Raw genomic sequence first — 13,698 nt, forward strand, 5'->3', positions numbered from 1 at the left:
GATTTGAGTTTACTATCTCGATTAGCTATCTCAATTAGCTATCTCAATTAGCTATCTCAATTAGCTATCTCAATTAGCTATCTCAATTAGCTATCTCAATTAGCTATCTCAATTAGCTATCTCGATTAAATATCTAAATTGAACACCGACAGTCAGCCATTCTCACTTAAGTGGCTGACAATGATATAAAAACGTAATCTTAACCAAAAAATAAACGCCACAGCCAAGATGAATCTAAATCTTCTTGGCAGGTTTTATATTGAGCCGCGTAGCGTTTCGACCTCGCATCCACCTTGTTCGCCACTTTCACTAACCACGCCTTAGATTTGTAACTACCACGGCGATAACCGCCCCAGCCCTCGTGATAATTAAGATACTGCGCCCGCGCATCCCATTTAGATACGCCATTTATCTTATGGGTTTTGCTAATAAACCAGCCCATAAAATCCAAGGCATCATCGAAATCACTGCGGCTCGACCAACTGTTTCCCGTCTCACGCACATAATCATCCCACGTCATGGTCTTAGCCTGCGCATATCCATAGGCATCACTAGCACGGCCAATAGGGATAAAACCTAAAAAGTATTCCATCGGTGGCGCGGCATTGTGCTTGAATGAGCTCTCTTGATACATCATAGCTAACGGCACATGCACTGGCACACCCCATTTATCACGGACATCTTTAGCGGCATCGTACCAATCTCGGTGTTCTTGAAATATCTCACACAAATTTTCGGGAGACTTAGGCGGAGATGTCGCACAACCTGACAAGATGCCGAGACTTGCGCAGAGTAAGATAGCGGAGAACTTATTCATTAATATCATGTTCTTTGGAAAGTTAGCTCGCGCCATGATGTCATAGACTCAGGCTGAGGCAAGCATAAAAAGCCTTTTTGCGCTTAGAAGATCTCAGCGCTAGGGGCTAAATCAATATGACTTAAATCGAATGTAGCAGGCTTACCACTTGAGCTTAACACTTTAGCTATTTCGTTTCGGGACTCAACTCAAACTGACACTCATGATCTTCTTGCTGCCACACGCCGGGTTCCCAATACGCAGTGTCTTTACCCATATAACGCTTATCGGTGTGAAATAACGCACCGATATGATAACGCTGATGACTTTCGACATTGAGCTTGAATACTTTGGGTGTCCGCGCGGCAAGCGTGACTGACAAACTTGGATCATCGATCAGCTCCGCAACGGTAAATTCATATTCGCCAGGCGCTAACTGATAATTAGGCTTAGAAACGACTGCCTGCCCGTTTAAATGGGTCACCACCACTCGATACCAGTGAGTACTGGCATCGGGCTGCAAATAACCAGACACAGTACCACAGCCCAGAGGATCTTCAGGTGACGCGGCGCAGCCAGATAACAAGGCACTGAACACAATCAAAGCTGCGCGGGCACGTAGGCCAGTGAAAGAGAATACCCCCTCTTTCACAGCTTCACTCCAAAGTAATCTTCCAGATAATCATCAAATGAAACTGCACTCTGCGCCGCCTCTAGTTCAGCTTGCTTGTTAAGCGAACTGGATGCTTCAGCTTGATACTGCGCTATGGTCTCGCTCGACAAGGGATAATCGATAAAGTATTGATAGTATTGCTGCGCTAACGTCATCACCCACTGACCATGATCTTGGCCCTTGTTGATCACGTTTTGCAGTACTTGTCCCGACAGGGTTAAATTCGGATCTTCAGCCGCTTTACGCCAATGGGCCAAAGCCACTTGATAATCCGTCCCCTCACCATCAAGCAATACTGCCAAAGGTTGCAAGGCATCAAACAACTCTTCTAACCAAGATTTAAGCGAACGTGAACCGTCTGCGGTTAATAACTCAAGCCCAGGTTTACGGCCTTCAAGCACCACAGCTTTAAGATTCGCGCTTAATCTCGCCTCTTCGCTCGCCTCTGACTTAGGCGACTGCGTTAATAAACAATAGAGTAGGAATAAATCAAGGAAACGCACTTGTGTCGCCTCAATGCCAACTGGGCTAAATGGATTAACATCCAACGCTCTCACTTCAATGTATTCCACCCCAGCACGGGCCAGAGCTTCAGACGGTTTCTCGCCACTACGCGTGACCCGTTTCGCACGGATTGGCGAGTAGAACTCGTTTTCAATCTGCAATACATTGGCATTAAGTTGACGATACTCACCATCGACTTTAACGCCGATATTAGCAAAGTTTGCTGAAGGCATTTTAGTGGCGGCATTCACGCCAGCCAGATACTCAGGCAAAGAGTTATAGCTGATATTTAGATCTTCTTGCTCTTTGTTGGTGTAGCCTAAATCACTCATACGCAACGAAGTGGCATAGGGCAGATACAGAGTACCGTGGCCCGTTTTTTCAAACTTGAGGTCGGTTTTTTGATCTTTAATAAAGGAGCTACATAACGCTGGCGAGGCACCAAATAAATAAGGAAGTACCCACACTAAACGGCGATAGTTACGGATCAAGCCGAAATAGGATTCTGAAATAAAATCATCGTAAGTTAACTGTTTATCACTTAACTCATACAGGCTTTGCCATAATTCTTGCGATACCGAAAAGTTAAAATGCACCCCAGAGATGATCTGCATCAGGGCGCCATAACGATAGGTTAACCCCTTACGATACAAGGTTTTCATCATGCCAGTATTCGATGAGCCATAGCGGGCAACGGGGATCTGTTGCTCATCTTTCACATAGCAAGGCATGCTCACGGGCCACAAACGCTGACCATTTAAGTGGCGCACGCTGAAGGCATGAGTCTCAGTTAACCCAGTGAGAAGTTGCTCAACATTGTGATTTACTGGCGTAATAAACTCGAGTAAGGCTTCACTGTAATCCGTCGTAATACGTGAATGCATTAACGCCGAGCCTAAGGCTTCGGGATGCGAGTCTGTAGCGAGATAACCAAACTCATCAATCCGCAACGCCTCACGTTCTATGCCACGTAACATACCCAAGAGTGCTGTGCGCCCATTGGCGTCCGAGAGATGTTGTACTAATTCATTGAATGACTTCAATTTGCGCTTCTCTAATTGGTGATTCGCTATCGCGACAAGGTTAACAGTCAGACCTTTATTTTGAGGCTTATCTTGCAAAATATGCCTCAAAATAAATCTAAACCTGTCTGTGGGGCAAGCCAAATTCACACCTTGTATGATTAAAAGCAGACGGTGACAGCTAATGCTGTCACCGTCTTTCGATGTAAATCCGGTAAATATAGGGCAAATAGTCGTTAACTAATACACCTGTCTATCTACCTATATAAGGGCGAAATACTAATTTACAATACTAAAGTTTCAATTGGATAGCCCAATACCGCTAAATCAGCTTCAATTGTCGCTTTATCTCCCACCACCAGAATCACCATTTTATTGATATCTAGCTCGGAAGCCGCGAGGGCATTGAGTTCATATTTTGTTACAGTATTAATGATCTTGTCCTGTTGAGTCGTAAAATCTTGACTCAATTGGTAACGTTGGATCATCCGCATAAAGCCCGCTTTTTGATACGGTGTTTCATAATCAAGGGCTTGCCCTTGAGAGACTGAATTACGCATAAAGGCAAGTTCAGCATCTGTCATGCCCTGCTGCTGATAAGCACTGATTTCTTTTACAAACTCAATGAGTGCTTTCGCCGTCACGTCACTGCGAACGTTACTTGATGCGACAAAATCGCCCACTTCAGCACCGCCAGTAAAACGAGTGCGAGCACCATAGGTATAACCTTTATCCTCACGTAAATTCAGGTTGATACGGCTATTGAATGCGCCGCCTAACGGATAATTCATCAGATAGGATTTAAAATAATCGCCTGTGGCATCGTAGGGTAATGCGCGCTTGGCAATATTGATTACCGATTGAGCCGCACCAGGTTTATCAATCAGATAAATTGTGCAGCCTTTTAATGCAGGGAGTGGCTTAAGTGGCGGTACCACAGCTGCTTCTCCTTTCCACTGGTTTAATCCCGCTAGTTTAGGCAGCAATGCAGATTCAGATAAATTAGCAACAGTGACAATTTTAGCGTTGCCGCCTTGATACTGCTGGGCATAAAACGCTTTTACATCGGCTAACGTAAGCGCCGCGACTGAATCGAGCGTACCAAGATCATTCACACCTAACGCATTGTCTTTACCGTATAACAAAGACGACAACGCCGTATCAGCCAGATAGCTAGGATCGGACTGCATATGCTGGATCTGTTGTAATTGCTGCTGTTTCACTCGCGCAAAGTCAGCTTCGCTGAACGCTGGTTGAAACAGCTTTTCTTCCATAATCGCCAGCGTCTCATCTAAATGTGCTGTCAGAGCCGATACTTTGATCGAACTTTGATATTCAGACGCACTAAAATCGACACTACTACCTAGCATTTCTAAGGCTTGTGATAGTCCTTCACTGCTGCGCTTCTGACTCGATTCATTAAGCATTTCCGCAGTCAGCGTTGCTAAGCCTGCTTTTTCGACGGGTATGAGTCTGTGGCCACCATTGAGATAAACAATTAACTCAACTGTTGGTGTTTCAGTACTTTGAGTGCCCATGACTTCGATGCCATTGGCTAAGGTTTTTGTCCAAATTTTAGGTACTTTGAGCATAGGTGCAACGCCAGATGCAGGCATCTTAGTCCGATCAAAACTTGAAACAAGTTCAGGCTTGGGCAAATCCCCCTCTACCGCAGTGTGTGCAATCGGCAACGTTGCAGGCGTGAAGTTATCCGCATGGGCAATAAGTGACGTCATTCCCTGCGGCACCACACTCATAACCACCATAGGTTTATCTTTAATGTATTGCTTAAACACGCGCATCACATCGTCTTTGGTCACATTGGCATAACGATTCAGATCTGAGGCAATCATGTTCGGATTGCCCGACAGAGTTTGGTTCATCGCTAAGGTCGACACTTTGCCAGAAACACTCTGCAGGCTATAAATGGTATCAGCCTCAAACTGCACTTTGACTTTTTGCAGATCGTCATCGGTAACGCCACGTTGCTCAAACTCCTTAATCGAGTCGAGGATACGTTGCTCCAGATCCGCCAATTTGCCGCCCTTTTCAGGATTGGCTAAAGCATAAATCGACATCTGACACGCAAGCTCTTGACAAGGATGACTCACATTAGCCTGCACGGCATAACCGTCCTTAACCAAGTTTTTATATAATAAGGATGTTTTACCACCACCTAAAATATTGGCCAACAGATCGAGCGCGGCCTCATCTGAATGTCTAGCGTATACGGTAGGAAAACCAATACGGATCAAAGGCAAGTGCACTTGATCTTCCATGGAGATGTAACGTGTCTTGTCTAAGTTAACCAGCGCCTTTTGCTCTAACGAGACTTCAGGACCACGGGGGATTTCACCAAAATATTTATTGACCCAGGCTAAGGTTTGCATTTCATCGAAATCGCCACCTATGGTCAAGGTCGCATTATTAGGGCCATACCAACGTTGGAAAAAGTGTTTAACATCGTCAACCGTGGCGCGATTAAGATCGTCCGGCCAGCCAATTACAGGCCAAGAATAAGGATGACCGACAGGGTACATAGCTTGGCTAAAACGCTCACTCATGCGGCCATAGGGTTGATTATCGATACGTTGTGCGCGCTCGTTTTTGACGGTTTCGCGCTGCACTTCGAATTTTTCACTAGTGAGTGCGGGCAACAAAAAGCCCATACGGTCCGACTCAAGCCACAACATTTTTTCTAATTGATTGTTGGGTACTGTCTCAAAGTAATTGGTTCTGTCGGTATTGGTCGTGCCATTTAGGGTACCACCAGCTTCGGTAACCACTTCAAAATGCTGTTCATCGGCAACATGCTGTGAGCCTTGGAACATCATGTGTTCAAATAAATGCGCAAATCCCGAACGCCCAGCTAATTCGCGAGCTGAGCCCACATGATAAGTGACGTCGACATGCACTAAGGGATCTGAATCATCTTGATGTAAAATAACAGTTAACCCATTGGCTAATTGGTACTTTTTGTAGGGGATCCCTACTTGCGAATCGGCCAATTGCACATTTTCGATCAGTTTAACGCCTGCGGGCAAGTTCACCGTAGTCGTTTCAGATGCACAACCCGCAAGTGCGGCAGAAATTGCGACCGCTAATATCCATTTCTTCAAAACATTCCCCTCATACATCAATGGGCCAAAAATACAGCTTCATAATCATAGTGCTGCGTTTAGTCATAGTGCGCTTAAATGATTAAGCATTGGGATTTATGACTCGCAAAATTGACACTAAGTTCCTATCTATACAGTAAATTCAGTCTAAACGGAAAAACACTCCCCGCCCTTGACCATTAAATGCATCCTAGCGCCATCATGCCATCCATTGCAGCACGGCAGCGGCAACAATTAAGTAACGAATTGTTTTACCGATTAAAATCATCACCAAAGAAGGTATTAGCGGTAGCCTCAACCAACCCGCCAATAAACAAAGAATATCGCCGATAATCGGTGCCCATGAGAGTAACAACGCCCACACGCCGTAGCGTTCAATCAAGGCGAGCCCCTTTGCGTGTTTACCTGTCGCTAACGCTTCTGGTGATTTTGCGAGGCGACCTAAGCAGCCTAAATAGAAACTGGTCATCGCGCCCAACGTGTTGCCAATGCTAGCCACCACGACCAGCGCAACCCAAGCCTCTGGAGTTTTGTTTAATAACGCCACGAGTAAGACTTCAGATCCCCCCGGTAACAAAGTCGCCGCTAAAAAAGCGCCAGAGAACATAATGCCTAACTCAGTCATAATGGCTTACTCAATGATAAATCTCTCTTTTTGTATTCAATGCGATAAGGTTTGTCATGGGTTAATTGAATGTTTCACTTAATCTTTTTACAACAAACTCACTTATCACAATAAGTTATAAGAAAAACGGTTTGTTATAACCCTAGCTCTGTCGATACAATGGTTAACTATGGCAGGCAATAACCATGCGCATGACTGAGAGCGCGTTAACATCACGCTCATCTCGTTAAATACGAATCCTATCATCGCAGGTCTATTGGCTCACTCTTAATTTATTTTTCTGGAATATGCATGATCCTTCAAACCATTAGCCGCATTCCGTTTTGGCAAAAAGTCTTAGCAGGCTTTATCTTAGGTGCGCTCGTTGGCGTTATTTTAGGTGAAAGCGCCACAGTGCTAAAACCATTAGGTGATCTGTTCATTGGGGCCATTAAGATGTTGGTCGCGCCTTTGGTATTTTGTGCCATTGTCGTGAGTATCACATCGCTCAACTCGCAAACCAGTCTGAAACGCCTGAGCTTGAAAACTTTGGGTATGTTCATGCTGACAGGCACAATCGCCTCTCTGATAGGCTTAGCTGTGGGCTCAATGATCGACATGGGTGGCACCATGCAACTCACAACGACTGAAGTGCGCGAGCGTAATATTCCCGGTTTTGCACAAGTGCTGCTCGACATGATCCCAGTCAATCCTTTCGCCTCACTGGCTGAAGGCAAGGTACTGCAAATTATCGTGTTTGCCGCGTTAGTGGGTATCGCTATCAACAAAGTTGGCGAGAAAGCAGAGCCATTAAAACGCACCATTGAAGCAGGTGCTGAAGTCATGTTCCAACTGACTCGCATGGTCTTAAAACTCACTCCTATCGGTGTGTTTGGTTTAATGGCATGGGTTGTGGGTGAATATGGTTTATCAACCTTATTGCCTTTAGGTAAGTTTATCGGGGCTATCTACATTGCCGCTTTTATCCACATCATCTTCGTTTATGGCGGGTTAGTGAAGTTTGTTGGTGGTTTAAGCCCACTGCAATTTTTCCGCAAAGCTATGCCAGCGCAGTTAGTCGCCTTTAGTACTTCTTCAAGTTTCGGTACTTTACCTGCGAGTACTCGCGCAGTCGAAACCATGGGCGTATCAAAGCGTTATAGTGCCTTTGTGATGCCATTAGGTGCGACCATGAACATGGACGGCTGTGGGGGTATTTACCCTGCGATAGCCGCTATCTTCATCGCTCAAATTTACAATATTCCGCTCGACACACTGGACTATGTGATGATCGCCGTGACTGCGACAGTGGCTTCTGTTGGTACCGCTGGCGTACCAGGAAGTGCGATGGTGATGTTAACTGTCACCTTAGGTGTGATTGGTCTGCCACTTGAAGGCATTGCCTTTATCGCCGCAATTGACCGTATTATCGATATGATCCGCACAGCAACTAACGTAACGGGCGATATGATGACTGCTGTTGTGATTGGTAAATCCGAAAATGAACTCGATGAAGCACAGTTCTATTCGAACGACAATCAAGACGTTACACCAGTGAGTTCGTAGCAATAACAATACTGTATAAAAAGTATTAAGCTAAATCATCAGTACCATTGACCACAGTAAGAGACCGCTTCGGCGGTCTCTTTTATTATCCTGCAAACAGTCTTTGATCTATTGGCTTTAGAGACCACAATCGACTTCGACAGTCTCTATTAACTGCAAAATAGGTTACTCAAATAAGATCAAGCTGTTAGACTCTAAAACCACTCTAACTCACACTTTAGCAGAACAGACATGACGAGACTCTTCCTTATCCCGCTGATCCTATGTTTGTTTTGGGCGTTATTTTTAAAAGCCAACAAACTCACGCTAAAACAAGGCGGGCGAGGTTTTATATAGGTGGCGGGCTAATTTTAATCCTTATGGGATTACTCTGGTTAACGGCTTAGGTTAATACCAAGGATTCATACTATAAATTAGTAACTTAACAAAAAAGGCCAACTCAGTACTGAGTTGGCCTTAGCGCTAAAACAGCGTTAACAACTAGAATAAATTCGAAGATAAACCCGCTTAATTTACCCACTCAGTCAAGCCCAATCAGTTAACCCACTCTGTCATCAACCCAGCACGGCAAGTAAAATCCCCGCAGCCACAGCAGAACCTAGCACTCCCGCCACATTGGGCCCCATGGCGTGCATTAACAAGAAGTTGTGTTGGTTGGCCTCTAATCCAACTTTGTTCACGACTCGCGCTGCCATAGGTACAGCCGACACCCCTGCGGCACCAATCAACGGATTAATCTTACCACCCGACAACTTACACATCAGTTTTGCCATCAATACACCTGCAGCAGTACCAATGCCAAATGCTAAAGCTCCCAATACCAAAATTCCTAAGGTTTCCAGTCGCAGGAATTGATCGGCTGATAATTTAGAACCGACAGCTAGACCTAAGAAAATCGTAACAATATTGATAAGCTCGTTCTGCGCCGTTTTCGATAATCTATCCACCACGCCCGATTCACGCATCAAGTTACCAAGACAAAACATACCCACTAACGGCGTGGCCGCAGGTAGGAAGAGAATCGTTAATCCCAGTACCATCAAAGGGAAAATGATCTTTTCCTTTTTACTGACTTCGCGCAGCTGCTCCATTTTAATTTCGCGCTCAGCTTGGGTTGTCAGTAAGCGCATGATCGGCGGTTGAATAATCGGGACTAACGCCATATAGGAATAAGCCGCGACCGCAATTGCCCCTAATAACTCAGGTGCCAGTTTGGAGGCGAGGAAAATCGCCGTAGGTCCATCAGCACCGCCAATAATCGCAATGGCCGCCGCGTCCTTCATGGTGAACTCAAAGCCCGGAACTAAGTTCAGCGCTATCGCACCAATCAATGTCGCGAAAATCCCAAACTGCGCCGCAGCTCCTAACAACAGGGTTTTAGGATTGGCAATCAAGGCACTAAAGTCGGTCAGCGCACCAACACCCATAAAGATCAATAGCGGAAACACCCCAGTCTCAATCCCCACATAATAGGCGTAATACAGGATGCCACCTTCTTCGGTAAATCCCGCATGGGGAATGTTCGCCAGCACTGCACCAAAACCAATGGGCAACAATAGCAAAGGCTCAAAACCACGTACGATGGCGAGATACAAGAGCAAAGCGCCCACTGCCATCATCAACACTTGCCCGCCAGTAAAGTGAGCGATACCTGTCTCGGCCCAAAAAGCCATTAAACCTTCCATAATGACTCCTACGCCAAGGCCAGTAATTGAGAACCCACAGACACTGAGTCACCTTCTTTCACCCAGATCTTAGCGATAATACCATCGCCCTGTGCACGAATTTCGGTTTCCATCTTCATCGCCTCAAGGATGATCACGACATCGCCTTCACACACTCTATCGCCTGGAGAAACATGCACTTTGAAGATGTTGCCCGACAAAGGCGCGCTCATTTCAAGCCTGATTTCACCATGGCTTGTTGATGGCGTTGTACTCTCAGTCACAGCTTGCACAGCATGAACACTTTGTCCCTGTGGCTGGATTTGCGAGATCTCACCGCCTGCGGCGACTTCAACTACGTACTCTTGCCCTTCGACAGTTACCGTGTAGGTTTCAGGGCCACAATCCGTAACATTAGAAGCAGCAAGTACCGAAGTCAGCTCAGGCTTAGGCTCAAAGGCGCTCGGATCATCACGATTCTTTAAGAACTGCAATCCTATTTGTGGGAAGAGTGCATAGGTCAGCACATCATCGTCATGCTCTGAAGATAGACGAATGCCTTGTTCCTGCGCTTTGTCTGCCAACTCTAGCCGTAATTTAGCCAGCTCTGGCGTTAATAGGTCTGCAGGACGACATGTAATGGCTTCAGCACCTTGCAAGACTCTGGCTTGCAATACAGCATCCACAGGCGCAGGCGTCGCGCCATATTCGCCCTTAAGCACGCCTTCAGTCTCTTTAGTCAGTGACTTATAACGCTCCCCCATCAACACATTAATGACCGCCTGCGAGCCAACAATCTGCGATGTAGGCGTCACTAAGGGCAAAAAACCTAAATCAGCACGCACGCGGGGAATTTCCTCCAAGACCAAGTCCATCTTATCGGCCGCACCCTGTTCCTTAAGTTGGCTCTCCATATTGGTCAGCATGCCACCAGGTACTTGGGCGCGTAAAATACGCGAATCTATGCCTTTCAGCGCACCTTCAAACTTAGCGTACTTCTTACGCACGTCACGGAAGTAAGCAGCAATTTCCTCAAGCAACACCATGTCGTAACCAGTCGCACGCTCAGTATCTTCCACCATAGCGATAACGGTTTCAGTAGCAGTATGTCCATAGGTTTGGCTCATCGACGAAATTGCCGTATCGAGCACATCGATACCCGCTTCAATGGCTTTCTGATAAGTGGCGGTACTTAATCCTGTCGTCGCATGACAGTGCATAGATAACACGAGTTGCGTTTGGGATTTTAGTCGACTGATAAGCTCAAACGCTTCCATAGGCTTAAGTAGTCCCGCCATATCTTTGATACACAAAGAATCACATCCCATATCTTCGAGACGTTTTGCCATATCAATCCAAGTCTCTATGGTATGCACTGGACTTGTGGTGTATGAGATCGTCCCCTGCGCATGGCCACCAACTTGGCGCACCGCTTTCACCGCAGTCTCAAGGTTTCGAACATCGTTCATCGCATCGAAAATACGAAATACATCAACGCCATTAGTGTGGGCGCGCTCAACAAAACGCGTGACTAAATCATCGGCATAATGGCGATAACCTAAGAGGTTTTGACCACGCAGCAACATTTGCTGTGGCGTATTGGGCATGGCCTTTTTCAGCTCACGAATCCGATCCCAAGGATCTTCACCAAGATAACGAATACAGGCATCAAACGTCGCCCCACCCCAAGATTCCAGTGACCAGAAACCGATCTTATCGAGTAATGGCGCAATCGGTAACATGTCATCAATGCGTAAGCGCGTCGCTAAAATAGATTGATGTGCGTCCCGCAAAACGACATCAGTTAAAAATAATGGCTTAGCCACTGCCGCCGTAGAATTAGATACAAAAGTCATACTGCTCCCCATTACTTAATCTGTGAACGATACTGCTTTACCGCTAGTGAAATCGCAGCGACCACATTTGGGTCTAAAGGCTTAACATCTGATTGCGCTACTCTCTGCTGGCTTTTAGCATGATTTGTAGCAAAACGTGCAGATGCAGCATCCACCGCACACCAACGCGCAACCAAATGAATCCCAAGGATTAGTACACTTAAAAATAAATAAACTAAGCCCATCCCAAAAAACATAATGCCAACGGCATCCAATAAAGATTGCGTTACATCCTCCATAGCTCCCCTACCCCTTACTCTCTAGATCCCTATCAACAGCGCGATTGCCCCAAAATCATCGCTATTGCATTACAAGTTCAAAATTCATCAAATGAACTGCTCACAAACTATGGTTCTTCCGTAAACAGATACATAGCAATCACCAATTAGAAAAAAATCGAATAAAAAATCACATTTTAAAGCTAACTAATCGCACAACAAGAAAACCTGCTGAACTCAACCTGCTACGAACATAACCAATTGATAACAAAAAAACCATATCAGTGTAAATTGGTCTTACCAATATTAAGTAAATCTACAGGCTACAAGTTATTAATCCTCATAAATCGAGCGATTAATTCAATATTCCATAATGAAACAAACATAATGTTGGATTTAAGCTGAAGTGATGTCTTAGGCTAAAAAATGATTCCTAAATTGAAAACAACGAGCATAGGAATAAACCAAGTGAAAAAATATGCAAATTTAACAATCCAAGCTACTGCCATCTGACTAAGTGGCAAAATAAAAATGAATATTGTTCTGAAGACATTGTTTGAAGAAGAGGAATGGGTTCAATTCAGCAAATTAAATCAACTTAAATGCCCCCTAGATACCAACACAGAGCAGCGCCTAGCAATACGGTTGGTGTGTGGAACGGCTATCTTAAAAGATAAGCAACAGTGCTACCTGAGCTAGAGCTCAAGCGTTTAGTTATGCGCAGGATTAAGCAATAGGACGAGAACGAAATAGGAAATCCTAGGACCGACAAAGAACTCAGTAATTGAAATGGCTAGTGAGTTGGTGAGTTGGTGAGTTGGTGAGTTGGTGAGTTGGTGAGTTGGTGAGTTGGTGAGTTGGTGAGTAAAAATAGCGGAGAAACATGCAAGCTGAAAGAAAAACGGACTAATTTCTACAAATTGCGAATGCAAAAAAGCCAGCTTATTCAGCTGGCTTGGTTACATCTCAATGAGATAATTAGGCGCTTGGCGATGACCTACTCTCACATGAGGGTGAAATCATAGCACTATAAATACGGAGTATTTAGCCATGATTGAACGCGAAGAAGCTTGTCTTCGTAGCTGGGGAGTCCGCTTAGCGGCGGGCGACCGCCATGGATGGTGGAAGTGTCAATATTGGAGGAACATTTATTGACCGACATCGAGATAAGTTTTTGCGAAGCGTATAAACAAAAAAGCCCTAGCGGTTTAGGCTAGGGCTTTGGTGTTTATTTTGATGCTTGGCGATGACCTACTCTCACATGGGGAGACCCCACACTACCATCGGCGCGTTTGCGTTTCACTTCTGAGTTCGGGATGGGATCAGGTGGTTCCACAAGGCTATTGTCACCAAGCAAATTCTGTTTATTACCGTGTCCATCTCTGGMYCACGTTAATAATAATTCGGAAAGCTGATTTGCTTTGTTTGAGTTCAAACTTTATCAAGTGTCGATATTCTGTCTAAGGCTTCTTTGTAAAACCCATCTGGGTTGTATGGTTAAGCCTCTCGAGTCATTAGTACATGTTAGCTCAACGCCTCACAACGCTTACACACCATGCCTATCAACGTCCTAGTCTCGAACGGCTCTTTAGAGGAATTAAATTCCTAGGGATGACTCATCTTAGGGCTCGCTTCCC

9 protein-coding genes and 2 rRNA genes are annotated in these 13,698 nt (G+C 45.3%); 1 reads left to right on the top strand and 10 read right to left on the bottom strand.

All coding sequences use genetic code 11. From position 1 onward, the window contains the following. Positions 1–199 precede the first annotated feature (199 nt). The 5 genes from L5M18_RS05945 to L5M18_RS05965 form a co-directional block, all read right to left on the bottom strand. Positions 200–817, bottom strand: coding sequence for a hypothetical protein (locus L5M18_RS05945; protein ID WP_306682922.1), 618 nt, complete (start codon positions 815–817; stop codon positions 200–202). A 166-nt stretch (positions 818–983) separates the two neighbouring features. Beyond that, positions 984–1,448, bottom strand: a complete 465-nt coding sequence (locus L5M18_RS05950) for a hypothetical protein (protein ID WP_263196217.1) — start codon at positions 1,446–1,448, stop codon at positions 984–986. Beyond that, complete coding sequence (gshA, locus tag L5M18_RS05955; protein WP_263185986.1) at positions 1,445–3,094, bottom strand: glutamate--cysteine ligase; 1,650 nt, start codon at positions 3,092–3,094, stop codon at positions 1,445–1,447. The genes L5M18_RS05950 and gshA overlap by 4 nt, the downstream gene beginning before the upstream one ends. 185 nt (positions 3,095–3,279) lie before the next feature. Next, positions 3,280–6,132 (bottom strand): M16 family metallopeptidase, encoded by a 2,853-nt coding sequence (locus tag L5M18_RS05960; protein WP_263196219.1) that lies wholly within the window; start codon positions 6,130–6,132, stop codon positions 3,280–3,282. A gap of 181 nt (positions 6,133–6,313) precedes the next feature. Then, positions 6,314–6,739, bottom strand: coding sequence for a YqaA family protein (locus L5M18_RS05965; protein WP_105249958.1), 426 nt, complete (start codon positions 6,737–6,739; stop codon positions 6,314–6,316). 291 nt (positions 6,740–7,030) lie between these two features. On the opposite strand from L5M18_RS05965, the gene L5M18_RS05970 reads away from it, so the two are divergent. Next, positions 7,031–8,284 (top strand): dicarboxylate/amino acid:cation symporter, encoded by a 1,254-nt coding sequence (locus L5M18_RS05970; RefSeq protein WP_173246311.1) that lies wholly within the window; start codon positions 7,031–7,033, stop codon positions 8,282–8,284. Positions 8,285–8,838: 554 nt separating this feature from the next. On the opposite strand, the gene L5M18_RS05975 is transcribed toward L5M18_RS05970, so the two are convergent. From L5M18_RS05975 to L5M18_RS05995, 5 genes are all read right to left on the bottom strand, one after another. Further along, positions 8,839–9,969 (bottom strand): sodium ion-translocating decarboxylase subunit beta, encoded by a 1,131-nt coding sequence (locus L5M18_RS05975; protein ID WP_263196222.1) that lies wholly within the window; start codon positions 9,967–9,969, stop codon positions 8,839–8,841. Between the two features lie 8 nt (positions 9,970–9,977). Then, positions 9,978–11,804, bottom strand: a complete 1,827-nt coding sequence (gene oadA, locus L5M18_RS05980) for a sodium-extruding oxaloacetate decarboxylase subunit alpha (protein WP_263196224.1) — start codon at positions 11,802–11,804, stop codon at positions 9,978–9,980. An 11-nt stretch (positions 11,805–11,815) separates the two neighbouring features. Further along, entirely contained in the window at positions 11,816–12,082 is a 267-nt protein-coding gene (locus L5M18_RS05985) for an OadG family transporter subunit (protein WP_263196226.1), read from the bottom strand. 1,217 nt (positions 12,083–13,299) lie between these two features. Beyond that, a 5S ribosomal RNA gene (gene rrf, locus L5M18_RS05990) occupies positions 13,300–13,415 on the bottom strand. Between the two features lie 139 nt (positions 13,416–13,554). Further along, a 23S ribosomal RNA gene (locus L5M18_RS05995) occupies positions 13,555–13,698 on the bottom strand; the annotation flags it as partial.

The sequence above is a fragment of the Shewanella sp. SM20 genome (genome assembly GCF_025654545.1).
In the GTDB taxonomy this organism is placed as follows: Bacteria; Pseudomonadota; Gammaproteobacteria; order Enterobacterales; family Shewanellaceae; genus Shewanella; species Shewanella oncorhynchi.